This window comes from Proteobacteria bacterium CG1_02_64_396 (genome assembly GCA_001872725.1).
Lineage (GTDB): Bacteria > Pseudomonadota > MNWR01 > CG1-02-64-396 > CG1-02-64-396 > CG1-02-64-396.
Genome location: MNWR01000105.1, coordinates 42,474 through 67,459, shown reverse-complemented (window position 1 = coordinate 67,459; position 24,986 = coordinate 42,474). Strand labels below are relative to the sequence as shown.

The window sequence follows — 24,986 nt, the reverse complement described above, 5'->3', positions numbered from 1 at the left end:
GACCCCGCCCCAATGCCATGTTTTCAGGTTGTTCAGGATCCCATCGTGACCCCACCGCTACGCACCGCCGTCATCGGCGTCGGCTATCTTGGCCGCTTTCACGCCCAAAAATATGCGGCCATCGACGAAGCCGAGCTGGTGGCGGTGGTCGACATCAACCCTGAAAGCGCCCAGAGGGTCGCCGCCGAGTGTGATACTGCGGCGCTGTACGATTACCGGGATCTGTTCGGCAAGGTCGACGCGGTCAGTGTGGTGGTCCCCACCCAGCTGCATCATCAGGTGGCCAAGGATTGCCTGGAGCAGGGGATCCACGTCCTGCTCGAAAAACCGATGACGGTGACCGTGGCCGAGGCCGACGAGTTGATCGCCATCGCCAGGGCCAAGGGGTTGGTGCTGCAAATCGGCCACCTCGAACGGTTCAACGCGGCGGTGCTGGCCCTCGATCCGGTGCTCACCCAACCCCGCTTCATCGAATCCCACCGGTTGGCCCCCTTCAATCCGCGGGGGGCCGACGTCAGTGTGGTTTTGGATCTGATGATCCACGACATCGATCTAATCCAGAATCTGGTTCGTGCCCCGATCAAGCAGATCGACGCCAACGGCGCGGCGGTGCTGACCCAAGACTTCGACATCGTCAACGCCCGGATCACCTTCGAAAACGGCTGCGTCGCCAACGTCACCGCCAGTCGGGTGAGTGTGCGACCGCAGCGCCGCATGCGGCTGTTCCAGCCCGATGCCTACATCATCATCGACTTCCAAGACAAGATCCTCAGCGTCCACCGCAAGGGAAACAAAGAGATGTTCCCCGGCATCGCCGAGATCACCTCGGAGGAGAGCATCTTCGAAAAAAGCGACGCCATCTTGGCCGAGGTCCGCGCCTTCATCGCCGCCGTCGAGCAGGGGAGTGAGCCGTTGGTGAGCGGCGAGGATGGGCGTCAGGCGCTCCACACCGCGATCCGCATCAGTGAACTGCTGCATTTATGAAGGGCAACACCGTGATCCCCATGGTCGATTTGCAGGGGCAGTACCACAGCATTAAGGATGAGATCGAGCAGGGGATGCAGGCGGTTTTGCACAGCGCCCAGTTTATTCTTGGCCCCAACGTGCGCGCCTTTGAAGAGGAGGTCGCCGCCTACCTGGGGGTGAAACACGCCATCGGCTGCGCCTCGGGGACCGACGCCCTGCATCTGGCGCTGATCGCCGCTGGGGTCGGCGAGGGGGACGAGGTGATCACCACCGCGTTTACCTTCATCGCCACCGCCGAGGCGATCCTTTACGTCGGGGCGACCCCGGTCTTCGTCGACATCGACCCGCGCACCTTCAACCTCGACCCTAATCGGGTCGAGGCGGCGATCACCCCCAAGACCAAAGCGATCATCCCGGTGCACCTATTCGGTCAACCGGCCGACATGGGGGCGCTGCAAGGGCTGGCGGCGCAACACCACCTCAAGATCGTCGAGGATTGCGCCCAATCGTTTGGCGCCAGCATCAGTGGCCGGCAAACCGGGTCGCTGGGGGTGGCGGGGGCGTTCAGCTTCTTCCCCAGCAAGAATCTGGGTTGTTATGGCGACGGCGGTATGGTCTCGACCGACAGCGACGAGGTTGCCGCCCACATCCGGGTGCTGCGCAACCATGGGTCGTGGCAGCAATACCACCACAGCGAGCTCGGCTTCAATTCCCGTCTCGACGAACTGCAAGCGGTGGTGCTGCGGGTCAAGCTCAAGCGTATTGAGACCTACAACCAGGGCCGCCGCCGGGTCGCCCAGCGTTACAGCGCCGCCCTGGCCGAGATGGGTCTCACCCCCCCCTTTGAAGATGGCCTTGGCCGCCACGTCTACCACCAATACACCCTGCTGACCGAGCGCCGCGATGCCATCATGGCGGCCCTGCGCGCCGGGCAGATCGGCTGCGCCGTCTACTACCCGATCCCGCTGCACCGCCAGGAGCTCTTCACCGCAAGCGGCGCCTGGCAAACGCTGCCGGTGGCCGAATCGGTCGCCGCCCGGTGTCTGTCGCTGCCGATCTACCCCGAGCTGCGCGACGATCAGATCGACCACATTTTAGAGACGATTCGGGGGGCGCTATGAGGCCGTTTTCGGGGCCTGCCCCCCTGACCACGGCGGGCGCGTGAGCCCGGCGACCCGACAAATCATGATCGTCGCGGGGGAGGCCTCCGGCGATCACCATGCCGGACGGCTGATCGAGGAGCTCCAACGAATCGACCCGGGGGTCCATTGCGTGGGGATCGGCGGCGACCACATGCGCCGCGCCGGGGCCGAGATACTGGTCGATGCCTCTGAAATGGCGGTGATGGGGTTGCTGCGGGTGTTGGCCAATCTCCCCTTCTTCTTTTCGGTCGCGAATCGGCTGTTGCGCGAGATCCAGGAACGTCGCATTGAGCTTCTGATTTTGGTCGACTACCCCGACTTCAATCTGCGTTTGGCCAAAAAGGCGAAGCGGCTTGGGATTAAGGTCCTCTTCTACGTCAGTCCCCAGGTCTGGGCTTGGCGGCGGTGGCGGGTCTTTGAAATCAAGAAGCGGGTCGATCACATGGCGGTGCTCTTCCCCTTTGAGGTGCCGTTCTACGAGCAGGCCGGGGTGCCGGTGACCTTTGTCGGCCATCCCCTGAGAGGCGAGGTCCACAGCGACCTGAGCCCAGCCGAGGCCCGGCAGGCGTTTGGTCTGGATCCCGAGCGACCGGTGCTGGGGCTGCTGCCCGGCAGCCGCCGCAGCGAGATCGAACACATGCTCCCGACCATGCTGGAGGGGGCGGCGTTGGTTCGGCAGGTCTTGCCCGAGGTGCAGTTCATCCTGCCCCGCGCCGCGACCCTTTCGCCCGAGTTTCTCGCCCCCTTTCTCGCCGCCGCCAAGGTCGAGGTCACGGTGGCGACTGGCCGTCCCTACGATGTGATGCGGGGGTGCGACGCCATCGTTTGCGCCTCGGGGACCGCCACTTTAGAGACCGCCCTGATGCAGGTTCCTCTGGTGGTGATCTACCGGACAACCGCACTTGCCATGGCGGTGTTCAAGCGCTTGATCAAGGTGGAACACATTGGCCTGTGCAACATCGTGGCCGGGCAACGGATGGCGACCGAGCTGATTCAAGACCAGGCAAGCCCCGAGAACATCGCACGGGAGGCTCTGCGACTGTTGCAAGACCGGGAGGCGGCCGAGGCGATGCGGCACATTGAGGCCGGTTTGTGCGACAAGCTGGGGGAGGGTGACGCGGCGCAAAACGTCGCCAAGCTGGCCATGGCGATGCTCGAAAAGCGCTGAAGATTCGGGGGGCCAACAAACAAAAAGCCGGTCGACGACCGGCTTTTTGTTTGGGTATTGGGCAAAGGGGTTCTTAGCGAATAATGCCTCGCTTGGATTGCTTCAAGAAATCGGCAAAGAGGGTGACCTCCTCGTGTCCCTCGGCGAGCGCCTCGATCTGCCGGGTTGCTTCGGCCAAATCGTAGTTGCGCAGATAGAGGATTTTGTAGACCTCGGTCAGGCGGCGGATTTGCGCATCGGAAAATCCTCGCCGCTTGAGTCCCACCCGATTCAACCCCCGTGGCACGCTGGGGTTGCCGGTCACCATCAAATGAGGGGGGACGTCGCGGGCGATATAGCTACCCGCGCCGGTGAAGGCGTAATCGCCCACCGCGCAAAACTGGTGCACCAGGGTGGCCCCCCCCAGGGTGACCCAATTCCCGATGCGGCAATGCCCCCCCAAGGCGACGTTGTTGGCGATGATGGTGTGGTTGCCGATGGTGCAGTCGTGGGCGATGTGGGTATTGATCATGATGTAGCAGTCGCTCCCCACCACCGTCAGCCCCCCCCCTTTTTTCGAGCCGCGATGGACGGTGACCGATTCGCGGATCTGGTTGCGGTCGCCGATCTCAAGTCGGGTCGCCTCCCCCCGGTCGTGAAGATCCTGCGGCGCCTCCCCCAACGAGCAAAACTGGTAGATCCGGTTTTCGCAGCCGACGCGGGTCGCCCCCTGGATCACCACGTGGGGGCCGATCCAGGTCCCCGCCCCGATCTCGACCTGGGGGCCGACAATGCTGTAAGGGCCGATTTCAACCCCCTCGCCGAGTCGGGCGGCGGGATCGACGAGGGCGGTGGGGTGGATGGTGGGCATGGGGAGGCCTGTGGCGCTGGGTTTTTGGGGAGAGGATCGAACGGTGGGAATTCTGGGGGTAGGGGGCTGGGGTTGTCGAATCGGGAGGTCGGGGATCGGCGTCGCCTGATGTGGTGCATCGACCGGCCCCCACGGGAATCCGGCGCAGAGGCCAGAGGGGGTCGTCCCACACCTCCTTGCCCCCCCATCCCCCAGGTGTCCACCCCCTTGTTTCCCCATTTTTCTTCGTAGGGTTCACCCCCCCGGTTCTGTTATCCTCCCGCCCTTTCTACGTTTCCAACCCGCATGCCGGGTCAATCATTTCAAAGCCTTCAAGTGGTGACCGTTTCCATGAATCAGCCCTCGATCCAAGACCTTCCCGAACAGATGCGCATCCGTAAGGAAAAACTCTCGGCCCTGCGCGAGCAGGGGTGGGGATTTCCCAATAATTTTCGTCCCGACGCTCAGGCCGCCGATCTGTTGGCCACCCACGCCCAAGACGATACGCAGGCGTTGGAGGCGCTGGCCAAACCGGCTGCGGTAGCGGGGCGGCTGCTGGCCAAACGGGTGATGGGCAAGGCGACCTTCCTGACGATTCAGGATCGCTCCGGGCGCATTCAGCTCTTCGCCGCCCGGGACGAGCTGCCCGAGGGGGTCTACGCCGAGCTGAAGAAATGGGATTTGGGGGATGTGATCGGCGGCAGTGGTCTGCTGTTTCGCACCAAGACCGGCGAATTGTCGGTGCGCTTGAGCCAGGCGGTTCTGCTGACCAAGGCGCTGCGCCCCCTACCCGAAAAATGGCACGGTTTGACCGATCAAGAGGCCCGCTACCGGCAGCGTTACGTCGATCTGATCGTCAACCCCGAGGTGCGCCAGACCTTCGCGGTGCGCAGCCGCATCATCAACGCGGTGCGGGGGTTTTTGAGCGAGCGGGGCTTTTTAGAGGTCGAGACCCCCATGATGCAGCCGCTCGCCGGGGGGGCGGCGGCCAAGCCGTTTGTCACCCACCACAACGCCCTCGACATGACCATGTTTCTGCGCATCGCCCCCGAGCTTTACCTCAAGCGGCTGGTGGTGGGGGGCTTCGATCGGGTCTTCGAGATCAACCGCAACTTCCGCAACGAGGGGCTCTCGACCCGGCACAACCCCGAATTCACCATGCTTGAGTTTTACATGGCCTACGCCGACTTCCTCGATCTGATGGATCTGACCGAGACGATGTTGGCCCAGGTGGCCCAAACGGTGTTGGGCACCACCGCCATCCACTACCAGGGGACCGACCTCGATCTGGGGCAGCCCTTCCGCCGGGTGACGGTTGAAGACCTGGTCCGCGAGACCACCCCCGAGCTGGCCGGGGCCAGTGTCGAGGTGCTGCGCGATCCGGCGGTCCTTGCCCCCCTGTGCGCCAAGTACGAAATCCCCCTGCCCCAAGGGGTGGGGGCGGGCAAAATGTTGATCGAACTGTTCGAAAAACACGCCGAGCACACCCTGATGCAGCCGACCTTCGTCTACGGCTACCCCACCGAGATTTCCCCCCTGGCGCGTCGCAACGACAGCGATCCCTTCCTCACCGACCGCTTCGAACTGATTGTGGTGGGGCGCGAGCTGGGCAATGCGTTTTCAGAGCTCAACGACGCAGAAGATCAACGCCGCCGCTTCGAGGCCCAGGCGGTCGCCAAGGCGGCGGGGGACGAAGAGGCCTGCGATGTGGATGAAGACTTTTTGCGGGCCCTCGAATTCGGCCTGCCCCCCACGGCGGGGGAGGGGATCGGCATCGACCGGCTGGTCATGCTGCTCACCAACTCGGCCTCGATTCGCGATGTAATTCTCTTCCCCCACATGCGGCCCGAAGCTTGATGAGTACCCCTGAAAACCTACGGCGCACCCCATCTGCGGCGGCGCACGGTGCTCAGAGCCGCAACGTACATTTAGTACGCCTTCGGATCCTGTGCTCCGGGCTCCTTGCATCTGGGGCGCCCGCTGCGGTTTTTAGAGGCACTCGTGACCCGTTCTACCCATTGAATTGGGCCCTTTGATGGATCGTCGCCGCTACTTCGAATGGTGGATGGCACTGCGCTACCTGCGGGCGCGGCAGAAGGAGCGGTTCGTCTCGCTCATCGGCCTGATTTCGGTGGGGGGGATCGCGGTGGGGGTGATGGCCCTGATCGTGGTTCTGTCGGTCATGAACGGCCTGCAAGAGAGCATGCGCGATAAGATCTTGGGGATTACCAACGATTTGGTGGTGACCGCCCTGGAGGGGAAGCTTCAAGATCCCAAGCGGGTGACCGCCTACCTGCAGGCCCGCCACGACGTGGTCTCTGCCGCCCCCTTCGTCACCGGGCAGGCGATGCTCACCGGCCCCGAAACCTCGCGGGGGGTGGTCATCCGGGGCATCGATCCTGCCGCCGAGGCCAAGGTCTCGCGGCTGGGTCAGTACATCAAAGAGGGCAAGCTGGCCGATTTGGGTAGCGAGCATTTCGGGGTGCTCCTCGGGCACTCCCTGGCGGTTTCGCTTGGGGTCGAGGTGGGCGATACCGTGTCGCTGACCGTGGCCGAGGGTGTGGCGACGGTGGGGGGCAGACTCCCCCGCTCGCGCCCCTTTAAGATGGTCGGCACCTTCGATTCGGGTTTTTACGAATACGACCATAACCTGGCCTACCTATCGCTGCCGGTCAGTCAGATCCTCTTTCGCACCGGCGACGGGGTTTCAGGGGTGGCGGCCCACCTGGTCGACATCGACCGGGCCGGTGTGATTGCCCAGCAGGTTCAGGGGGAGCTCGGGTTCGCCTACTGGGTACGCGACTGGATGAAGATGCACCGCTCCTTCTTTCAGGCGCTGGCAACCGAGAAGGTGGTGATGGCGGTCATCTTGGCTTTGATTGTCTGGGTGGCAGCCTTCAACATCGTTTCAACGTTGATTATGGTGGTCTTCGAAAAGAGCAGGGCCATCGCCATCCTGATGACCATGGGAGCGACACCCGGCATGATCCTGCGCATCTTCATGCTCAACGGATTGTTCATGGGGGTGAGCGGCAGCCTGATCGGCCTGGGGCTGGGGGTGTGGCTGGCGGCCCATGTGCAAGAGGTGGTCAACTGGGCCTCGGCGGTACTGGGGGTTCAGTTCGTCCCGGCCGAGGTTTACTTTGTCGACGAGCTGCCCAGTCGGATCGAACAAAGCGACGTGTTGACGATTCTTGGGGGGTCGATCCTCATCAGTTTTCTGGCGACCCTCTACCCCTCTTGGCGCGCCTCCAAGGTGGATCCGGTGGAGGTGTTGCGTTATGAATAACATTCAGAAAACCAAGAAAACATCCCGGATCGGGCCGTTCGGCGCCGGTCGGATCTTGGGGACGATCCGGATCGTCCTAGGAGAGCAATGATGGCAGGCGAAGATCCTCGACAACTGCGCGACCAGGCCAGCAAGGCGATGCTGGACGGCGACTTCAAGAAGGCGGCCAAGGCGTTCGAGCAGCTGCTCGAACTGACCCCCAACGACTTGAAGTCCAAGGCCCGTTATGCCGAAAACCTGCAACGTCTGGGCAAGACCACCGAGGCGATTGGGGTCTATGAGCAGGTGGCCAAGCGGTACGCCGCCGAGGGGTTTTTGGTGCAGGCCATTGCGGTGGCCAAGATCGTGCTGCGCATCGATCCGAATCAAAAAGAGATCGAGGCCCGCCTGACCGAATGGAGCCAAGAACGTAGCGGCGGCGCTCCCATCGGGGGGACCAGCGAAACCACCAGCGACGATGGGGGGGGGCTTTTGCCCGCCACAACCCCCCTGTTTCAAGACCTGAACGCCGACGAAATCAAGGATCTAAGCGGTACCTTCGAACTCAAGAGTTACAAGGCGGCCGAGGCGCTGTGCCACGAGGGGGATCCGGGCGATAGCCTCTTTGTCATCGCCTCCGGTTCGGCCCGAGCGGTGACTGTCGACGCTCTGGGACGCCCCACCCCCCTGGGTCACCTTAAAGCGGGCGACTTCTTCGGCGAATACGCCTTCTTAAGTCAGGTGCCCCGCAACGCCTCGGTGATTGCAGAAGAAGACACCCAAGCGGTGACCATCGGTCGCGACAAGCTGATGGCGCTGCTGGAACGCCACCCCCGCATGAAAGCGATGCTGGAGGAGTACTACAAACTCCGGGTGCTCGCCCGGATCCTCTCGATCAACCCTATTTTTCGCTACGTCCCCTACGAGGTGCGCGAGAAGCTCGCGGTGCGGTTTTCTAGCGCTCACTACGAGGCCGGGCAGACGATCATCCGCGAGGGCGACAAAAAGGCCGACACCTTCTACATCATCCGGGTGGGTCGGGTGGTGGTGACGATGCACCCCCCCGGCAGCAGTGCGGCGGTGAAGCTTTCAGACCTTGAGGTGGGTGACTTCTTCGGCGAGGTCGCCCTGATTACCAACCGCCCCCGCACCGCCACCGTCACCGCCCTGACCCCGGTTGAGGCGATGGTCTTAACCAAAGATGCCTTCGATTCGATTGCCCTGGAGTACCCGGTGGTGCGCCAGGTGGTCGAGAACTTCCAAAAGCGGCGGGTGAAGGAGACCATCGAGGTCCTCACCGGCAAGTCCAAGAGCGAAGCGGGTCAGGCCGGGTTGCTGTGACCGCACCATCCGATGTCATCCTTGAAGTGACCGGCCTGGGCAAACACTTCCCCGGCCACCCCCCCTTGACGGTGCTCGAAGGTGTCGACCTGACGGTCCTGCGTGGCGAGATGGTGGGGATCGTCGGGGTTTCGGGCTCGGGCAAATCAACCCTGCTGCAAATCCTCGGTCTGCTCGACCACCCGACCCAGGGGCAATTGCTTTTGAGTGGGATCGACCCCTTCGCTGGGGGGCTGCTGCAACGGGCCCAGCTGCGCAATCGCCACCTGGGTTTCGTCTACCAGTTCCACCACCTCATGCCCGAGTTTACCGCCCTCGAAAACGTGGCGATGCCGCTGCTGATTCGGGGTGACAAGCGCTCCCAGGCGTGGGAACAGGCGGCCCAGTGGCTCGATACGGTCGGTCTCGGCCATCGCCTCGAACACCGCCCCGGCGCCCTGTCGGGGGGGGAGCAACAGCGGGTGGCGCTGGCCCGCGCCCTGGTTGGCGAGCCCGATTTGCTGCTGGCTGACGAACCGACTGGGAATTTAGACCCTCACACCGCCGAGACCATCCACACCTTGCTGCGCCGCCTCAACGTGGAACGGGGGTTGACCGCCATCGTGGTCACCCACAACGAGGGGCTGGCCGCGACCATGGACCGGCTGATGCACCTGCGCGAGGGCCGTCTTGAGGCAGGGACGTGGGCGGCGGCCTGACCCCCGCTGAGGCGCTGTCCTGGTGGCTGGTCGCCGATCCCCTTTTTGCCCGACACAATCCCGATCCTCACCACCCCGAATCGCCCGGCCGCCTGGCCGCCGCCCGACGCGGCCTGCTGCGCGCCCTGCACGACCTCCCCAGCCTTGAGATCCCCTCCCGCCCGGCAAGCGACGACGAAATCCTGGCGATTCACCGCCCCAGCCATTTGGCCCGTTTGCGCAGCGCCGAAAAGCTCGGGCTCCCCATGCTCGACGCCGACACTCCGGTGGGGGCGGGATCGTTCGAGGTTGCCCTGAACGCCGCCGGGGCGAGCATCGATTTGGCCCTCAAGGTTTGGCAGAGCGGCCAGCCCGGCATCGCTCTGGTCCGCCCCCCGGGCCATCACGCCGAGCCCGACCGGGCAATGGGGTTTTGCTGGCTGAACAACATCGCCCTGGCCACCGCCGCCCTGCGCAGCCAAGGGGTCGACCGGGTGGCGATCCTCGATCTCGACGTCCATCACGGCAACGGCACCCAAGCCGCCTTCTGGGACGACCCCGCTGTCTTTTACGCCTCGATCCACCAAGCCCCCTTCTACCCCGGCAGCGGCAGCCCGCAAGAGGTTGGCGTCGGTCGCGGCAAGGGGGCGACCCTGAACAAACCGCTTCCCCCCGGTAGTGGCGGCGATGCCTGGATGCTGGCGCTCGGGCAGATCTTGGTGGCGCTGGAGCGCTTCGATCCCGAGATCGTCTTGGTCAGCCTGGGGCTCGACGGGCACGGCGCCGATCCCCTGGGGGGGATGTGCCTGAATCGGCAGGATTACTTCGCCATGGGGCAACGGCTCGCCGCCTGGGCACAGCCCCGCATGGGGGGGCGGATCGCCACCTTTTTGGAGGGGGGGTACGACATGGGGGGGATCGAGGAGGGGATCGAAGGGTGGGTGACCGGGGTGCGCGAGGGGTTGGAGGGGTAAGACCGACGGCAAAGGCGGTTCTCGGAAATTGCCCTGCGGCTCTACCTCCCGCATCCATGCGGTCGACGCAAAGCCGCTAAGGAGGCGCTGATTGAATGGCGCTTCCGAGCGCCCCAGGGAGGGGCCGCCAAAATAGCGCCGTCGTAGGAGGCGACCTAAGTCGCCGAAGCCCTGCCGAAGAAGGCAGGAGGCCTTTATTCAGCGTTTTCTTAGCGGCTTTGCGTGAGCCGCATGTGATCCTGTCTTTCTAGACCCCAAGGAGCGCCGCATGGAGGCGGATCGAGTCCGCGGTACCTCACCCTGGTTGCCCTGGATGTTGTGGAGCTGGGTGATGGGGGTGACTGCTGGAGCGGCGGGGATGGTTGGCTGGGCTGCGGCTGCAATGGGACTGGCCTCCGGCGCCGCCCTGCTGCGCCCTTCACCGCACCGTTTGGCCGCTTTGGGGGTGGCGTTGGCTGTCGGGCTGGGCTGCTTGTGGGGGCAGGTGCGCAGTGCGCCCCCCGACCCGTGGCCCGCTCCGGCGACCGTCACCGCAACCTTGAGCGTCGAGCAGGGGGGCGGGGGGGGAGTGATTGCCCACGCCAGCATCGACGGCCAGCCCTGGCTGCTGCGCCTAACCCGGACCCCCGACGATTGGGTGATCGGCACCCAGGCTCAGGCGACCCTACGGCTCTTCCCCCCCCATAGCAGCCGCAACTTCGGGGTGTCGAGTTTTGAAGACTACTTGACCCGCGAGGGAATCGGCGCCACCGGTTACGTCAAGGCGGTGGACTGGAGCGCCGCCCCCACCTCGTTTCGGGGCGGCCTGCAACGCTGGATCTGGGCCCAAAACCCCCACCACCCCGCCATTCTCACCGCCCTGGGTTTGGGGGAGCGGGGGGGATTGGGGCGCAGCGAGCGGCAGCTGTGGCAACAAAGCGGGGTCGCCCATCTGCTGGCGATTTCGGGTCTGCATGTGGGGCTGGTGATTGGTGGAGTCTTCTGGGTGGTGGGGCGGGGGCTGCCGCGACTTGCCCCTTGGTGGTGTCAGCGCCACCGCATTGAGGCCTGGGCTGCGGGGGCGGGACTGCTGGCTGGGATCGCCTTCGGGGCGCTGGCCGGGTGGTCGGTCCCCACCATCCGGGCGGTGGTGATGGCCGCCTTCCTCATGGCCGGCTGGCTGTTCGACCGTCGCCATTCGCCCGGTTTGGCCCTGGCTTGGGCGGCGGCGTGGCTGGCGCTGGCCGACCCCGCCGATCTGCTCGGTCCCGGTTTTTGGCTTTCGTTTTCGGCAGTCGGCGCCCTGCTGGCGGCGCTGCCCCTCATGACCTCTGCCTTGCAACGCCTCCCCCAGTTCATACGCCCCGCCGCCGCCATGGTGCTGGCCACCGGGGTCGCCTCGCTGGCCACCGCCCCTTGGGGCATTTGGTTTTTCGGGCAAATTCCCAGCTTAAGCCTCCCCGCCAACGCGGTGGCGATCCCCTTAACCACCTTCGTTTTGGTGCCGGGGGTGCTGGCGGTAGCGGTGTTGTGGGCATTGGGGCTGACCACCCCCGCCGCCGCGATTTTGGCCGGGCTCGACTACGTCATCGACCTGCTGGAGCGGGGGCTGGCCTGGGGTTTGGCGTGGCTTCCCCCTTGGTACCCCGCCATTCCGGCGGTGTTGGGGGCAAGCCTTTTGGGGCTGATCGGTGTGGGGCTGGCGCTGCGAGGGCGTAGCGGAGCGTGGCGGGGGGGCGGCTTGGGGGTGGCGTTGGCCGCCTTGGCGATGGCGCTGCCCAACCTGCCCCCCCAACCGGCCGATGCGCCGCTGCTGGTCGCCCTCGATGTGGGGCAGGCGCAGGCGGTTGTCATCCGGGGGGGGGACGGCCACGCTTGGTTGATCGACGCCGGGGGACGCTCGTCGCCCCGGTTCGACCCCGGTTTCGACGCCATTGCCCCCGCCTTACGCGCCTTGGGGGTGACTCGGCTCGATGCACTGGTGGTCTCCCACCGGCAACAGGATCACGGCGGGGCGGCGGCGGGGGTGCTGAGCGCCATGCCGGTGGGGCAGATCTGGGCGCCGCCGTCGCTCGGCGAGGATCCCCCTGGGTTTTGGCGCGCCTTGCAGCGCCAGGCACAGCGGCAGGGGGTCGAGATCGTCACCTTGCACCGGGGAATGGATCGGCGGGCAGGGGTTTTGGCTGTGCAGGTGCTTTGGCCCCCCGCCGAGGGGGGCGGTAGCGGCAACGGCAACAGCTTGGTACTGGCGGTGGATTTCCCCCTGGGGCGCTGGCTTTTGCCGGGCGACCTGGAGCGGCGGCAAGAGGGGCAGATCGACTGGCCCCGCGCCGAGGGGATGCTCATGCCCCACCACGGCTCGCGCACCTCCTCGACCCCCGCCATGGTGGCGGCGGTCGCGCCCCGTCGGGTGCTGGTCAGCGCGGGATACCTCAACCGTTACGGGTTCCCGGCCCCCGAGGTGGTGGCGCGTTACCTGGCGTTGGGGGGGCGGGTGTGGAACACCGCCGACGGTGGCGCCATCGCGGTGAGTCAGGGGGGGGTGCGGCAGGCGCGCGATACGGCGCCGGAGGCGCTCACCCTTTGGCGCTGGGCGGTGCCTTGGGCGCGATCTGAAAGCTCGCCTTAAAGAAACGTTGATTCAAGGCCTCCTGCCTTTTTTCAGCACGCTTCGCAAAAACCAGAAGTAGGCGCCTTGAGGCGACGTGTTTTTTGCTTTGCTTGCAAAATCGGCAGAGCTTCGGCGACTTAGGTCGCCTCCTACTTACGTTCCTGATTTTGGCGGCCCATCCGTGGGCCGCTCGGAAGCGCGAATCAATCGGCGCTTCCCTTGAGGTGACGACGCGGAGGAACAACCGAGGGATAGGGGGGGGTCAACAGGACGGCAGCAGAACCGTCCCGCCTCTTTTTTGGGGATCAGTCGTTCGGATTCAGATTGATGCGAAACCGCCCTTTTAGATTGGTGGCGTCAAAGCGGGCGGTGTAGACCCGGCAATTGCGGCATTCGGCCACCGTTTCGGTGCACATCCGCTCGCGGTTCGACCAGCAGGGGTAGACACCCTCGCGCACCAAGGGGCAGGCCAGCCGCTGCTCGGGGGAGCAGGGTTTGAGCTCCCAACAGGGGATGAGCGCCAGCAAACGGCGGATTCCCTCGATCCCCACCCCCGATTGAATCAGGTCGCGGATGGTGGCGATCCAGGCGATGTCGTCCTCGGTGAACAGCCGCGTGCCGCCGGGGGTCCGGGCGGCGAGCAGCAACCCCTCGCGTTCGTACATATGGATGGTGCGCAGCGAAATCCCCAGGCTTTCGGCCACCACCCCGATCTTGAAGAACCCCGGTTGTGGTTCTTCGTCATGCTGGTTGTCGTTCATGGCGAACCTCCTGAAGCGGCCCGAGCCGGCGGTTGCGGATCCCCTAAGGAGGCGCTGATTGATTCGCGCTTCCGAGCGGCCCACGGATGGGCAGCCAAAATCAGGAACGTATGTAGAAGGCGACCTAAGTCGCTGAAGCTCTGCTGATTTTGAAAGCAAAGCAAAAACCATCGCCGCCTCAGGGCACCTACTTTTGGTTTTTGCCAGGCGTGCTGATTCAAGGCAGGAGGCCTTGAATCAGCGTTTCCCCAACGTTCTTCTTGCAGCCGGGGACCATGAATATTATTATTATCTAATAATGCCATATCTGGCTATCAATTGTTGTTCTCTTCTCCCGACGAGTAAAGGAGACCCCCCATGGCCATGAGCATGAATGCCAAACGCCGTACGCTGGAATTCGCGGTGTTGGCGGTGATCGTGTTGATTCCGGTCCTCGGAATCTTGCGCATCGACGTCACCACCGGACGTTTCATCGTCTTCAATCACTATGTGCTCTGGGGGAATTTCCCGCTGATTTTCGGATCGGGGGCGCTGCTCATCGCCGCCTTTGCCCTGATCTACACCCTGTGGGGCAACGCCTTTTGCGGTTGGGCCTGCCCCCAGAACACCCTGTCGGAGTTCACCGACAAGATCATGCATAAGTTCTTGGGGCGTAAGGGGACCATCGGGGTCGACACCGCCGACGGTAAGTTCGCCACCAAGACCACCGGTCAGCGCAACAAACTGACCAGCTACCTCTGGATCACCCTGATTCTAGCGGCCGCCTCGGCGGCGGCGGCGGTGATCCTGCTGCTCTATTTCTTCGAGCCGATGGAGGTGGTGCGGCAACTGACCGGCACCGCCACCCATCAGGTCGACAACTTCTGGATGTTCTTCTGGCTCGGCTTCTTCGTCGTCTTCATCGACATCTTCACCATCCGCCACGCCTGGTGCCGCTATTTGTGCCCCTACAAGCTGATGCCGGTGGTGTTCTGGAATAAGCGGGTGATGAAGCTGGTGTTCGATGAAAAGCGCTCCGACGAGTGCAAAACCTGCCAGTTGTGCAACGTCTCGTGTTTCATGTACCTCGATCCCCGCACCCCCGAGGCCCAAGATCTTTGCGTCGATTGCGGCGAGTGCATCACCGCCTGCGAGGTGGTCAACGAAAAGCGGGGCCGTGCCCCTCTGCTGAAGTTCTACGAGGGTTGGTTCGGCTGGTTCAACAACGTGCGTCAGAAGTTCGGCGGCATCGATTGGCTCAAGGTCGGCGCCCCCCTGGCGCTGATGGCGATCTTCACCGGCATGTTGATCTATGGCTGGTCGGCCTATGTTCCGGTCGATCTGAATCTGTCGCTGAAGCAGAACCTGTCGGCCCAAGGTGCAGACGGGGTGGCCGAGAGCCAGTACCGCATTCGGGTGCTCAACAAGGCGTTGGCGCCGCGCAACTACCACATTGAGGTTCGTGGCATCAATCCCGAGGTGTTAAGCTTCGTCGACAAGGATCTTCCGGCCGGTCCCGGTCAAGAGCTGAGTATTCCCCTGACCGTCCGGCTCGATCCGACCAAGCTTCAGGCGGGATCCAACACCCTGGTTGTGGTCCTGACCTCCCCCGACCGCCCCGACATCCGCCTGATCGACCGGGCGACCGTTGTGATGGCGGTGGCCGCCCCCGACACCATCGTCCCCGAGCAGGGCTTCGATGCCGGGATGCCGACGGTGGGGCAAGAGGATGACGGCGAAGAGGGTGGCGAAGAGGAATAACCTCGCGCATCCATGTGGCAAGGAATGCGGGGCGGTCCTTTGAGGGGGCCGCCCCGTTTTTTTGGGTTCGACGTGGGCCGGTCAAGCCCCCGGCGATTCCCTTTTCTCGGCGGGTTATTCGTGAAACTAGTGACCACACGTCGCCTCGTTCAGACGTTGTTCATTCTGGTGCTGGTCGCCATTCCCGTATCGGGATTGCTGCGCATCGATGTTCTTCAAGGGGCCTTCGTCATCCTTGATCGGCAGATCTGGTGGAGCGATTTCGGGGTTGTCTTCCCCTTGTGGGGAACCATCGCCCTGGGGCTGATGCTGCTCTATTCGGTGTTGGGAATGGTCTTCTGCGGTTGGGCCTGCCCCCAGAACACCCTGTCGGAGTTGGTCGATAAGACCATCACCCGCTGGATCGGCAAACGCACCCGGCAGGGGATGGAACAGGTCGACCCGGAGCAGACCCTGGCGCAGCGCAAGGGGCTGAGCGGATGGTGGCGCTGGCTGCCGGTGCTGGGGTTGGCGGCGCTGCTCGGGATGTTCTTCGCCTTGATCCCCCTGCTTTACTTCTTGCCCCCCCAGGCGGTTTGGGCCTTTGTTACCTTCGCCGACAACGTCGATATCCCCCCCTACACCGGCTGGCTCTTCTCTTTGTTCGCATTCGCCTTTTTCGTCGATTTCGCGATGGTGCGGCACTTCTACTGCAAGTACCTGTGCGTCTACGCCCTGTGGCAACACATCTTCAAGACCGACCACACGGTGCGGATCAGCTTTGACGAAACCCGCTTGAGCGAATGCCCCTCGTGCCAGGCCTGCTCCAGCTCCTGCTTTTTGGGGATCGATCCCCGCGATGTGGCGACCTATACCCACTGCGTGAATTGCGGGCAGTGCATCGAGGCCTGCGCCGGGTACCAGGGGCGCCAGGGTAGGGGGTCGATCCTCTCGTTCGCCTTTGGCCACGAAGAGGAGATGGGCCGTCCGGCGCTGCGCAGTCGCTTGCAGTGGCTCATCCCCGCCTTTTTGGGGGTGGCGAGCATGCTGGTGTACGGCTTGAGTCAGTGGGAGTCGGGCCACCTGGCGATGGCGGCGGCCGCCAAATGGAAGCAGCCTGAGCACTACGTGATCGACCTATCGAACAAGATGCTGGTCCCCCGCCCCTTCAGCTTGGCGATCAAGGGGTTGGAGCCCGACCAGTACCGGATCGGCGCTCTGCCCACCAAGGTGCCCCCCGGCGGGCGGGTCGTCATCGACCTGTGGATTGCCCCCGAAACCCTCCCCCCCGGATCCCACCGCCTGATGGCCGAGGCCAGGATCGGGGACGACCTCTACCGCGACGCCGCGATGTACATTCGGGAGACCCCATGAGCGCACGCAAACCCAAAAAGCAGGTGGAAGAGCAGCGGGAGATGACCGACGCCGAGTTGCTCGCCTCGATGGACCAAGAGCCGAGCGGACGGGGCTTCCCCATGTGGCTGGTGGCGATTTTTCTGCTGCTGTTGGTGATGGCGGTGGGGCTCGACTACCCCTTTTGGGGGCAGAAAACCGTGGTGCCCGAGGGGGCGACCGGGGTGGTTCTGGAACAGCGCTCCTGGTTTACCTGGGGCAAGGTGGGGGCGATTGCCTACGTCACCTTCTTTGGCGCTTTGATCTGGTACATGGTCCACTACAATGGCCGTAAGAAGCCGGACGAGGAGCAGCGGGACGACCATTTGCCCTGATCGGTCGGTTGGATTCCATTCGCCACGGACCTTTTCTCCCTTCGATGCACGGAAATCCGCTCTTCATGAAGCTCATCCCCATTGCGTTCTGCACCCTGTTCTTGCTGGCCGGGTGTGGTCAATCGAGTTCCCCCACCGCCGCTGCCAACGACGGGGTGCAGAAACTCTTGGCCGGGCTGCCCGAGTCCGATAGCGACGCGGCCAAGATTTTTGTGCGCCGCTGCAACATTTGCCACCTCCGCCCCCAGCCGACCGCCTTCGACGCCGCTACCTGGCCCAAGGTCATCGGCTTGATGAAGCGCAACATGGCCAACCTGGGGGTGCCGCTGCCTCCCGCTCAGGACGAGGCGATCATCCTCGATTACCTGCGCCGCAATGCCCGTCCCCCCGAGGCAAGACAGCAAGGAGGGCAAGGGTGATGCGGACCTTCGTGAACGGGCTGCTGCTCGCCCTGGGGGTGCTGATGGGGGGGTGCGGCGATCGGCACAACATCGCCCATTCCGCCAAACTCGACGGGATCGACCTGCAAGTCGAGATCTACCCCTCCCCTCCCACCCCCGGCTACAACGAATTCAAGGTCTCCTTGAAAAAAAGCGGCGATTGGCGTCCGGTCGACAACGTCATTGTCGAGATGGGGGTGCGCAAAGGGCCGCAGGATCCGGTGGTCGCCTGGAGCATGGGGATGCAAGACGGCCTGCTGGGGATCTACCGCCGTGCGGTCGAGATTCCCTCCTCCGGCCACTGGGAGGCGGTGATTCGCGTGCGCAAAGGGGAGATGGAGCAGCAAGCCACCTTCCCCCTCGATGTTGCCCCTTGATTCCTGTGGTGGGTCTGCGGCCATGAATTCCGATCTGCAAGCACTCTACGAATACCCTTTCGCCCGGCTGCGCCGCCTGCTTGAGGGGCTGGAGCCCGCCGCGAGCCCCATCGACTGCTCGGTGGGAGAGCCGCGCGGCCCCCTGCCCGACTTTGTCGCCCCTGTCTTGAATCAGGCGCTTGAGGGATTCGGACGCTACCCCTCCACCGCAGGCGATCCCAACCTGCGCGCCGCCATCGCCCAGTGGCTGACCGATCGCTACAACCTGTCCAGCGGCATGATCGACCCCGGTCGCCACATCATCCCCGCCTTCGGTACCCGCGAGGCGTTATGGTCGGCGGCGCTGGCGGTGTTCGACCGGCAATGGGGGGGGGAGATCGGGCTGCCCAATCCGTTCTACCAGATTTACGAGGGGGGGGCGCTGATGGCCGGGGCCCGCCCTCGGTACATCCCCTGCGGGGCCGATGGCAAGATGGATTGGCAATCGCTGGGCGAAGAGCAGTGGGAGCAGCTCCAAGCTCTCTACGTCTGCTCCCCCGGCAATCCCACCGGAGCGGTGCTCAACGAGCAGGAATGGCGCGAACTGATCGCCGCCTGCCGTCGCCACGGGGTGGTGCTGCTGGCCGACGAGTGTTATTCCGAGCTCTACGTCGATGCCCCCCCCGTCGGGGTATTGCAGGGGTGCGACGGCGATTTGACCGGCATCTTGACCTTCAATTCGCTCTCAAAGCGCTCCGGCCTGCCGGGGCTGCGCGCCGGTTTTGTGGCGGGCGATCCCGAGCTGATCGCCGGGTTTTTGAACCTGCGCACCTACACCGGGGTGGCTCAGCCGTTGCCGCTGGCAGCGGTGGCCGAGGCGGCCTGGTGCGACGAGGGGCATGTCGCCCACAACCGGGAATTACTCGCCCAGCGGGTCGATGCCTTCGTCAGCCACTTCCCTCGCGCCGCCGACGGCTGGAGCGGAGCGGGGATGTTCGTCTGGCTTGAGGTTGCCGACGGCGAGGCCTACGCCCGGCGCGCCTGGGGTGAGCAGGGGGTTAAGGTGCTGCCGGGGATCTACCTGGGGCGTGGTCAGCAGGGGCACAACCCCGGCGCGGGTCGGGTGCGCATCGCCCTGGTCGACGATCCCGATACCCTGGCCGAGGCGGGACGGCGGCTGAATCAAATGGAAAAGGAGGGGCGATGACCCCCGATCAAGAGCGGATCGTTCGCGAGATTGCGGCGCTGCGGCGCGGCACGTTGAACTTCTACCTTTACGATCTGGCGGCGATCACCGCCAAGGTCGAGGCGCTCAGGGCGACCCTGCCCCGGCAGGTGCATGTCTACTACGCCATGAAGGCCAACCCCCACGTCGGCATTGTTGCCCACATGAAGCGGCTCGGGGTCGAGGGGATCGAGATCGCCTCCAGCGGCGAGATGAGCGGCGCCCTGACCGCCTTCAGCGGGCCGGAGATCATCTTCACCGGTCCCGGCAAGAGCCCCGAAGAGCTGCACGCCGCCTTGCAGGCCGGGATGGAGCAAATCCACGTCGAAAGTCTGATGGAGGCTTGGCGTCTGAGCCGCATTGCCGGGGCGTTGGGACGCACCGTTAAGGTGTTGGTGCGGATCAATCCCGCCTTCCACATCGACGAGGCCCAAACCCGCATGGGGGGCGACTCGATGAAGTTTGGCATCGACGAAGAACAGATCGAACAGTTGCTCCCCGCCATTCTTCAGCTGCCCCACCTAGAGGTCGTCGGCTTCCACGTCTTCGCCGCCTCGGGGGTGCTCGACTATAGGTTGTTGCTCAAGAATGCCGAGTTGGTCTTCGAACTGGTTCGCCGCCTGGAGGCCCGCTTCGAGCGCAGCTTTCCGGTGATCGATCTGGGGGGGGGGATCGGGGTCGACTACCTGGGGCAGGGGCAGCATTTCGATCTGGCCGCCTTCGGTCGCGGTTTGAGCGACCTGCTGGCCAGCGAGGGGCTGGCCGACCGCAAGCTGATCTTCGAGCTGGGCCGCTTTTTGGTGGGCGATTGCGGCTTCTTTGTCACCGAGATTCTCGACATCAAAACCAGCCGAGGGGTGAAGCAGGTGGTCTGCGCCGGGGGAACGAACCACTTTCGTCGTCCGGCGGCGCTGAAAATCAACCACCCCGTAACGATCTTGCACCGTGACGGCATCGAACGCCCCCAAGGGGTGGTGGCGGTCGACCAAGAAAAGGTCTACATCGGCGGCCCTTTGTGCACCAGCGCCGACAAGCTGGCCCTTGATCTGTATCTGGAGCACGCTGAAATCGGCGATTTGGCGGTCTTCGAGTTGGCGGGCGCCTACGGCCTGTCGATGAGCGCCACCCCCTTCCTGAGTCACCCCTTGCCGGAAGAGATTCTGGTCCACGCCTCTTGAATGAGCTGCCCCCCCGCTTAGCGGGGGGGAGCCCCTAACCTCAGTACAGCCGCAGCAGCGGCACATCCCACCCCAGCATGACGAACCCCCGGGTTTCGCGCTGACCGGTGCCGTCGAAGGTGGTCCCACGCTGCACCCCAAGCCCCAAACTCAGTGGGGAACCTGCAAAACCCCAGCTCAACATCGCCGATGGGGCAACCACCGAGGCGAGGGTCAGGTTGTCGCTGGCCCCATTGAGGTTGGCCGAAATTGGATGGCCCAGGTCGAACGGGGCCAGGGTCAACGCGATGGCGCCGTACCCCGGCATCCCCCAACGCCATTCCAGGCCGACCGGGGCAAACAACCCCCATTGCCCCTGTGAACCCTTGACCCCCCAGCCTCCTTGAATGCCCACGTAGGAGGCGATGAGGAGCTGCGCTTGGGGCTGCTCCCGTTGGGCGACCGAGCCGACGTGAGGGGTCAGATAGGCGGCGAGCACCTCCTGACTTTCGTCGGCTGAGGAGGCGTCGGAGAACTCGGCCAGGAACATAAGGTACGGTCCGATCCGCTGGGCCTCGGCCGCATCGCTCAGTCGCAACACAGAGACCGCCTGCATCGCCCGTTGGGTGTTGGTGGGGGTGCTCATCACGACCGGCGCAGCGTTGTAGCTGCTGCCGCTTTCATAAAAACCGGGTTGGTAGGCGCTCCACCGGTTCGCCAGTCCCCGTAGGGTGGCGATGGAGGGATCCCAGCGGCTGCCCAACCCCCCTTGCTCCAGCAGCGGGCGACGGCGCTCCAAAAGCGCCGCGACGTTTGCGGCGCGCTGCGGCGCCCCCCCCGAGCACAACGCCTGCCCGGCATGGCCTTGGCAATATTGGGCGATGGCCTCGTCGTTGGGATGCAGATCGTCCGCATAGCTGCGCAGCAAATCCAGGATTGCCGCGATGCTCTGGGTGCTTTCGACGATGCGGTCGACGGCGGTGCGAATGGCGGTCTGGTCGCTCTTGGCGCTTGAACAAACCTGCTGCGAGGTGATCGACGCGGTGGCTTCGGCGATGCGCTGGAGGGAAGAGGACAATCGGGGGCCGGCGAAATACATCCCGTTCACCAGGTCGCGTTGGGTGTTGGAGCCGCGGGTTGCCTGCTGATCGAGGGGGAGGGTTCTCCCTTCGAAATCGACCGTCATCAGCCGCAGGGCATCGAGCAGTTCATCCCCCTCCTCGGGGCTGGCGACCGCAAAGCCTCCCCCCTGGGTCAGGGCCATCATGAAGGCCTTGGCGGGCAGTAGCCCCATCTCCTCGGCAAGAACCTCGTCCAAGTTGCTCAGGCTTTTGACGAACCAGCGCACATCCTGCGCATCGAGCCGCGCGGCCACTTGGGGCATCAGGCAGGCCAACCCTGGGTCCCTTGTCATGTCGTGGATAAAACGGGATTGGCCGCTGCCCCCGTCGTGATCCAGTAAAAAGCGGGCAACCCCTTGGGCGCGCTCGGCCGGATCGATCTGAGGGGGGGCAGCCAGGGCGGTGGAGGACAGGCCGAGCCAGCCAATCATCAAGCCGATCCCGATGTTCTGATTCATGACATTCCTCGTGGGGGGGGGAGCAAGGGACGATGGAGCCGGGATGGTGCGGGGACTACGACGTGAGCGGCGTGGCCTTCGGCACGTCAAGGACTGGAATGTGCCGAAGGCCACAAAGGGGGATAAGGGGGTCAGTGGTGGTGTTGCCCCATTTTCGCGCCGAAAAAGTCGAAGGCGGCGATGGCGTCCCAGGGGCGGCGCAGCCGGGGAGCGGTTTCGGCAGCTTGGTCTTTTTCGCTTAAAGCTGAGGGATCGCCGGGGTAGCCGATGGCGATCAAGCAGAGGATTTGCTGCCCCGGGGGCATCCCCAAGATTTCGCTCAGCGGCTCGGCCTGAAATCCGGCCATTGGGTGGGCCATCAGGCCGTGTTCGAAGGCGGTCAGCAGCAGGTTTTGCACCGCCAGCCCTGCATCGAATCCGGCGTAGTGGCGACCCCCCGTATGGCAGTCGTGGGCGTCGTCGCAGCTGACCACCACCAGGGTGTCGGCCTTTTTTGCCCAGGCGTTGCCTTCGCTCAGCGCCGCCTCGATCGCTTCGCGGGTCGGGCCGTTCTGGCGGCTGAGCACAAAACGCCAGGGCTGATTGTTGAAGCACGATGGCGCCCAGCGGGCCCCCTCAATCAGCGCGGTGAGGGTTTCGGGGGGGATGACCCGGTCGCTAAAAGCTCGACCGGAACGGCGGGCCTGAATCGCCCGGATGACGCAGGGTTCAACCATATCAGCGCTCCTCGGGTTGAACCCCTTTGATAAGGATCGGAATCATCAAGGCGATGGCGGCGATGAGCGAAATTCCGCCGATGGGGGTGAGGTTAAAGGCGGTTGAGAGCCCCAGGCCGCCCAGGTAGAGCATCCCCGAATGGCCGAGCGCTCCGACAATCAGCAGCACCGAGGCGACCTGGGCCAGACGGACCGAGGGGGCGCCGAAGCGGCAGAGCAGAAAGCCGAGCACGATGTTGAGTACCGCCTCCAGGTTGCCGTGGGCGTGGGCCGCCTTGAGCACCGCCCGTTGCATGCTGTTGGCCCATTCGGGGCCGCCGCTGCCCATCTTGCTGGCCAGGAACATCCCCAGCGCCAAGGTGGTGAGGAAGTAGGCCAATCCGAAAATCATGTTCTTCTTGCCAAGGGTGGTCATGGTGCGCCTCCTGTGCGGACGTTCGAAACAAGGTCAGTCGATGGAGTCGGGGATCTTGTGCTCCTCGATCTCTTTGCGGGTGAAGAACTTGAAACCATGAATCATCGAGGAGGCCAGCCCCCGTTTTTCTTTAAATTCGTGGAACACCACCATGGGGACATGCAGCAGGATGTAGCCGATGGTCAGGTAGTAGCCCCACTCGTGGATTTCGTACACGGCGCTAAGGAAGGGGGTGGGGTCTTTGATGTCGCCCCAGTTGTGTTTTTCGAGGATCACCCCGGTGACGATCTGCCCGATCATGATGATCCAGAGCGATAAATACGCCAGTCCTGCCAATGGGTTATGGGCTCGATAAAAGGGGGACTCTCCGCTGGGGCCGGGGGTGAAGTAGTACCGCCAGGTGCCCAACGCCACCTCTTGTTGCTCCCGGGTCAGCGGCAGGCAGTCGCGCCACGAGGCCTCGGACGGACCGACAAAAAGCCAAATCACCCGCAACAAAATCCCCGCAGCCAGGGCATACCCCAACGCCACATGCAGCCCCAGGATCGCATCCTTGGTGCTGTCGACCAGATGCCACTGCTCGGTGAGCAACAGCAGCTGCCCCAAGAAGAGCAAAGTCACGATCAGAACGGCGTTGTACCAATGGGTGCTGCGCACCAAGGGGTCCCAAACGGGGCGGAGGAATCGGGCTTCGCGTTGCGGCATCGGGGGGCCTCCCGGAGAGGGCGCTGCTCTGGTGCGGAATAGCAATAAACGTTCGAGGATCCCGGCGGTAGGGATGGACAGGGGCTACGGGTAGATCATGACGCAAATACAGGTCAGCTTCACCTGCCATTCAAAATAGGGCGGCGTTGATTGATTCAGCGTTTCTTAGAATGGTGGCGCCCCCTCCCTGGGGCGCCTGAGTTGTGTTTAACCCAGGTTTTTCATCAAGACTGTTCCGCCCTGGCTTGTTTCTCGCCTCAAGGCGCCTGCTTTTGGTGTCCGCATTGGGGCTTTTGCACAAACAGTCTGTATGAATGACGACGCCCCGTTTTTGCAAAACCCCCAGTGCGAACAAGCACGCTACGCGATCATCGGGCAAATTGATGAAAAATCCGGGTTAAAAATCCTCTTTATGTTTGCCGTCGCACAGCGGCATGTTGGCGCTTTTGCCACAGCCGCAGACGTACAGGGTCAGCGCCTCTTCGCCAGCACTTTGAACCAGGGGCGATTGGCCAGGCGCCTGTTGGTGGCTGCCGTCGCAAAACGGGGGGGTCGAGGTCAGGCCGCAGCGGCAAATCGCCACCGTCTCGCCCTTTTGAACCTTCACGGTGTAGGGGTGGCCGAGTTCATACATGCTCATGGTGAGGCTCCTGGGGTTGGAGGGGGGGATCCCCCTCGGGTTGATCCGCCTCTTGTTGAAAAAGGGCGGCAAGATGGCGCAGTTCAAGGGTGAGGGTGTCGCGCTCCTCGGGGGTTAACCCACGGCAGAGCACCCGGTCCGACCACTGCACCTGCATCGGGAAGATCTTCTGAAACAGCGCATCCCCCGCCGGGGTCAGGGCGGCGTAGACGATGCGTCGATCCTGGGTGCAGCGTTTGCGCTCCACCCATCCCCCTGCCTCCAGGCGGTCGACGATGCCGGTGATGTTTCCGGCGGTGACCAGGGTTTTTTTGCCGATTTCAGACAGGGGCAGCCCCTCGGTATTGCCCAGTGCCGCCAGCACGTCGAACTGGGGCGGGGTTAGGCCGTAGCTGCGGATTTCTCGCTCGGCGGCCCGCTCCATGGCGCGATGGGCGCGGACCAGAGCGCGGACGAAGTCGAGGGCGGGGTGATGTCTTGCAGTTATACTGTCCATGGATCAAATGTTTAAACCTAAAGCATTAAGGGGTCAAGAATTTGATTGGGGCTAGGAGTCTGTCGGGCTTGAGCGTCCGTAGCGAGCCGAGTGGG

24 protein-coding genes are annotated in these 24,986 nt (G+C 63.9%); 16 read left to right on the top strand and 8 right to left on the bottom strand.

Annotation, left to right across the window (positions count from 1 at the left end; all coding sequences use genetic code 11):
- The first annotated feature begins 42 nt into the window (after positions 1-42).
- From AUJ55_12850 to AUJ55_12840, 3 genes are all read left to right on the top strand, one after another.
- Positions 43-984: a UDP-N-acetyl-D-glucosamine dehydrogenase gene (locus AUJ55_12850; GenBank protein ID OIO54056.1), complete on the top strand. Its 942-nt coding sequence runs from the start codon at positions 43-45 to the stop codon at positions 982-984.
- 11 nt (positions 985-995) lie between these two features.
- Positions 996-2,087 carry an erythromycin biosynthesis sensory transduction protein eryC1 gene (locus AUJ55_12845; protein ID OIO54055.1) on the top strand — a complete coding sequence of 364 codons (1,092 nt, stop codon included), beginning with the start codon at positions 996-998 and terminating at the stop codon, positions 2,085-2,087.
- Positions 2,088-2,151: 64 nt separating this feature from the next.
- Positions 2,152-3,276 (top strand): lipid-A-disaccharide synthase, encoded by a 1,125-nt coding sequence (locus AUJ55_12840; protein OIO54038.1) that lies wholly within the window; start codon positions 2,152-2,154, stop codon positions 3,274-3,276.
- Between the two features lie 73 nt (positions 3,277-3,349).
- Here AUJ55_12840 and AUJ55_12835 read toward each other — a convergent pair whose 3' ends face one another.
- Complete coding sequence (locus AUJ55_12835) at positions 3,350-4,126, bottom strand: acyl-[acyl-carrier-protein]--UDP-N-acetylglucosamine O-acyltransferase (protein ID OIO54037.1); 777 nt, start codon at positions 4,124-4,126, stop codon at positions 3,350-3,352.
- A gap of 330 nt (positions 4,127-4,456) precedes the next feature.
- Here AUJ55_12835 and AUJ55_12830 point away from each other — a divergent pair, with 330 nt between their 5' ends.
- From AUJ55_12830 to AUJ55_12805, 6 genes are all read left to right on the top strand, one after another.
- Positions 4,457-5,962 carry a lysine--tRNA ligase gene (locus AUJ55_12830; protein ID OIO54036.1) on the top strand — a complete coding sequence of 502 codons (1,506 nt, stop codon included), beginning with the start codon at positions 4,457-4,459 and terminating at the stop codon, positions 5,960-5,962.
- 178 nt (positions 5,963-6,140) lie between these two features.
- The gene (locus AUJ55_12825) at positions 6,141-7,394 is read left to right on the top strand and encodes a hypothetical protein (protein ID OIO54035.1); all 1,254 of its coding nucleotides are present in this window, start codon (positions 6,141-6,143) and stop codon (positions 7,392-7,394) included.
- Positions 7,395-7,484: 90 nt separating this feature from the next.
- Complete coding sequence (locus AUJ55_12820; GenBank protein OIO54034.1) at positions 7,485-8,714, top strand: hypothetical protein; 1,230 nt, start codon at positions 7,485-7,487, stop codon at positions 8,712-8,714.
- Entirely contained in the window at positions 8,711-9,412 is a 702-nt protein-coding gene (locus tag AUJ55_12815; GenBank protein ID OIO54033.1) for an ABC transporter ATP-binding protein, read from the top strand. Before AUJ55_12820 ends, AUJ55_12815 begins: the two co-directional genes overlap by 4 nt.
- On the top strand, positions 9,409-10,365 hold the full coding sequence (locus tag AUJ55_12810) for a hypothetical protein (GenBank protein ID OIO54054.1): 957 nt from the start codon (positions 9,409-9,411) through the stop codon (positions 10,363-10,365). The genes AUJ55_12815 and AUJ55_12810 overlap by 4 nt, the downstream gene beginning before the upstream one ends.
- 268 nt (positions 10,366-10,633) lie before the next feature.
- Positions 10,634-12,973 carry a DNA internalization-related competence protein ComEC/Rec2 gene (locus AUJ55_12805; protein ID OIO54032.1) on the top strand — a complete coding sequence of 780 codons (2,340 nt, stop codon included), beginning with the start codon at positions 10,634-10,636 and terminating at the stop codon, positions 12,971-12,973.
- 287 nt (positions 12,974-13,260) lie between these two features.
- On the opposite strand, the gene AUJ55_12800 is transcribed toward AUJ55_12805, so the two are convergent.
- The gene (locus AUJ55_12800; GenBank protein OIO54031.1) at positions 13,261-13,716 is read right to left on the bottom strand and encodes a hypothetical protein; all 456 of its coding nucleotides are present in this window, start codon (positions 13,714-13,716) and stop codon (positions 13,261-13,263) included.
- A 357-nt stretch (positions 13,717-14,073) separates the two neighbouring features.
- Between AUJ55_12800 and AUJ55_12795 the strand changes: the two genes are divergently transcribed.
- The 7 genes from AUJ55_12795 (at position 14,074) to AUJ55_12765 (ending at position 20,361) form a co-directional block, all read left to right on the top strand.
- Complete coding sequence (locus AUJ55_12795; GenBank protein ID OIO54030.1) at positions 14,074-15,456, top strand: hypothetical protein; 1,383 nt, start codon at positions 14,074-14,076, stop codon at positions 15,454-15,456.
- A gap of 156 nt (positions 15,457-15,612) precedes the next feature.
- Complete coding sequence (locus tag AUJ55_12790; GenBank protein ID OIO54029.1) at positions 15,613-16,809, top strand: hypothetical protein; 1,197 nt, start codon at positions 15,613-15,615, stop codon at positions 16,807-16,809.
- The gene (locus tag AUJ55_12785; GenBank protein OIO54028.1) at positions 16,806-17,162 is read left to right on the top strand and encodes a hypothetical protein; all 357 of its coding nucleotides are present in this window, start codon (positions 16,806-16,808) and stop codon (positions 17,160-17,162) included. Before AUJ55_12790 ends, AUJ55_12785 begins: the two co-directional genes overlap by 4 nt.
- A 65-nt stretch (positions 17,163-17,227) precedes the next feature.
- A complete protein-coding gene (locus AUJ55_12780; GenBank protein ID OIO54027.1) occupies positions 17,228-17,581 on the top strand; it encodes a hypothetical protein in 354 nt (117 codons plus the stop codon).
- On the top strand, positions 17,581-17,979 hold the full coding sequence (locus tag AUJ55_12775) for a hypothetical protein (GenBank protein OIO54026.1): 399 nt from the start codon (positions 17,581-17,583) through the stop codon (positions 17,977-17,979). Before AUJ55_12780 ends, AUJ55_12775 begins: the two co-directional genes overlap by 1 nt.
- 22 nt (positions 17,980-18,001) lie before the next feature.
- Positions 18,002-19,165 (top strand): hypothetical protein, encoded by a 1,164-nt coding sequence (locus AUJ55_12770; GenBank protein OIO54025.1) that lies wholly within the window; start codon positions 18,002-18,004, stop codon positions 19,163-19,165.
- 17 nt (positions 19,166-19,182) lie between these two features.
- A complete protein-coding gene (locus tag AUJ55_12765; protein OIO54053.1) occupies positions 19,183-20,361 on the top strand; it encodes a hypothetical protein in 1,179 nt (392 codons plus the stop codon).
- 40 nt (positions 20,362-20,401) lie between these two features.
- On the opposite strand, the gene AUJ55_12760 is transcribed toward AUJ55_12765, so the two are convergent.
- The 6 genes from AUJ55_12760 to AUJ55_12735 all read right to left on the bottom strand — a co-directional run bounded on the left by AUJ55_12760 (position 20,402) and on the right by AUJ55_12735 (position 24,819).
- Positions 20,402-21,919 carry a hypothetical protein gene (locus AUJ55_12760; GenBank protein ID OIO54024.1) on the bottom strand — a complete coding sequence of 506 codons (1,518 nt, stop codon included), beginning with the start codon at positions 21,917-21,919 and terminating at the stop codon, positions 20,402-20,404.
- A 131-nt stretch (positions 21,920-22,050) separates the two neighbouring features.
- On the bottom strand, positions 22,051-22,635 hold the full coding sequence (locus AUJ55_12755) for a hypothetical protein (GenBank protein ID OIO54023.1): 585 nt from the start codon (positions 22,633-22,635) through the stop codon (positions 22,051-22,053).
- A 1-nt stretch (position 22,636) separates the two neighbouring features.
- On the bottom strand, positions 22,637-23,050 hold the full coding sequence (locus AUJ55_12750; protein OIO54022.1) for a hypothetical protein: 414 nt from the start codon (positions 23,048-23,050) through the stop codon (positions 22,637-22,639).
- A gap of 33 nt (positions 23,051-23,083) precedes the next feature.
- On the bottom strand, positions 23,084-23,755 hold the full coding sequence (locus tag AUJ55_12745; protein ID OIO54021.1) for a hypothetical protein: 672 nt from the start codon (positions 23,753-23,755) through the stop codon (positions 23,084-23,086).
- A gap of 397 nt (positions 23,756-24,152) precedes the next feature.
- Positions 24,153-24,395: a hypothetical protein gene (locus tag AUJ55_12740; protein OIO54020.1), complete on the bottom strand. Its 243-nt coding sequence runs from the start codon at positions 24,393-24,395 to the stop codon at positions 24,153-24,155.
- Positions 24,382-24,819, bottom strand: coding sequence for a hypothetical protein (locus AUJ55_12735; protein ID OIO54019.1), 438 nt, complete (start codon positions 24,817-24,819; stop codon positions 24,382-24,384). The genes AUJ55_12740 and AUJ55_12735 overlap by 14 nt, the downstream gene beginning before the upstream one ends.
- Positions 24,820-24,986 lie beyond the last annotated feature (167 nt).

What these genes read in the sequence shown, in the direction of transcription:
- AUJ55_12750 (OIO54022.1), bottom strand. Translation starts at nt 23,050, where the DNA reads ATGACCACCCTTGGCAAGAAGAACATGATTTTCGGATTGGCCTACTTC.
- AUJ55_12735 (OIO54019.1), bottom strand. Translation starts at nt 24,819, where the DNA reads ATGGAGCGGGCCGCCGAGCGAGAAATCCGCAGCTACGGCCTAACCCCG.
- AUJ55_12770 (OIO54025.1), top strand. Translation starts at nt 18,002, where the DNA reads ATGAATTCCGATCTGCAAGCACTCTACGAATACCCTTTCGCCCGGCTG.
- AUJ55_12825 (OIO54035.1), top strand. Translation starts at nt 6,141, where the DNA reads ATGGATCGTCGCCGCTACTTCGAATGGTGGATGGCACTGCGCTACCTG.
- AUJ55_12820 (OIO54034.1), top strand. Translation starts at nt 7,485, where the DNA reads ATGGCAGGCGAAGATCCTCGACAACTGCGCGACCAGGCCAGCAAGGCG.
- AUJ55_12780 (OIO54027.1), top strand. Translation starts at nt 17,228, where the DNA reads ATGAAGCTCATCCCCATTGCGTTCTGCACCCTGTTCTTGCTGGCCGGG.
- AUJ55_12800 (OIO54031.1), bottom strand. Translation starts at nt 13,716, where the DNA reads ATGAACGACAACCAGCATGACGAAGAACCACAACCGGGGTTCTTCAAG.
- AUJ55_12740 (OIO54020.1), bottom strand. Translation starts at nt 24,395, where the DNA reads ATGAGCATGTATGAACTCGGCCACCCCTACACCGTGAAGGTTCAAAAG.
- AUJ55_12745 (OIO54021.1), bottom strand. Translation starts at nt 23,755, where the DNA reads ATGCCGCAACGCGAAGCCCGATTCCTCCGCCCCGTTTGGGACCCCTTG.
- AUJ55_12835 (OIO54037.1), bottom strand. Translation starts at nt 4,126, where the DNA reads ATGCCCACCATCCACCCCACCGCCCTCGTCGATCCCGCCGCCCGACTC.
- AUJ55_12830 (OIO54036.1), top strand. Translation starts at nt 4,457, where the DNA reads ATGAATCAGCCCTCGATCCAAGACCTTCCCGAACAGATGCGCATCCGT.
- AUJ55_12840 (OIO54038.1), top strand. Translation starts at nt 2,152, where the DNA reads ATGATCGTCGCGGGGGAGGCCTCCGGCGATCACCATGCCGGACGGCTG.
- AUJ55_12805 (OIO54032.1), top strand. Translation starts at nt 10,634, where the DNA reads ATGGAGGCGGATCGAGTCCGCGGTACCTCACCCTGGTTGCCCTGGATG.
- AUJ55_12755 (OIO54023.1), bottom strand. Translation starts at nt 22,635, where the DNA reads ATGGTTGAACCCTGCGTCATCCGGGCGATTCAGGCCCGCCGTTCCGGT.
- AUJ55_12795 (OIO54030.1), top strand. Translation starts at nt 14,074, where the DNA reads ATGGCCATGAGCATGAATGCCAAACGCCGTACGCTGGAATTCGCGGTG.
- AUJ55_12785 (OIO54028.1), top strand. Translation starts at nt 16,806, where the DNA reads ATGAGCGCACGCAAACCCAAAAAGCAGGTGGAAGAGCAGCGGGAGATG.
- AUJ55_12775 (OIO54026.1), top strand. Translation starts at nt 17,581, where the DNA reads ATGCGGACCTTCGTGAACGGGCTGCTGCTCGCCCTGGGGGTGCTGATG.
- AUJ55_12760 (OIO54024.1), bottom strand. Translation starts at nt 21,919, where the DNA reads ATGAATCAGAACATCGGGATCGGCTTGATGATTGGCTGGCTCGGCCTG.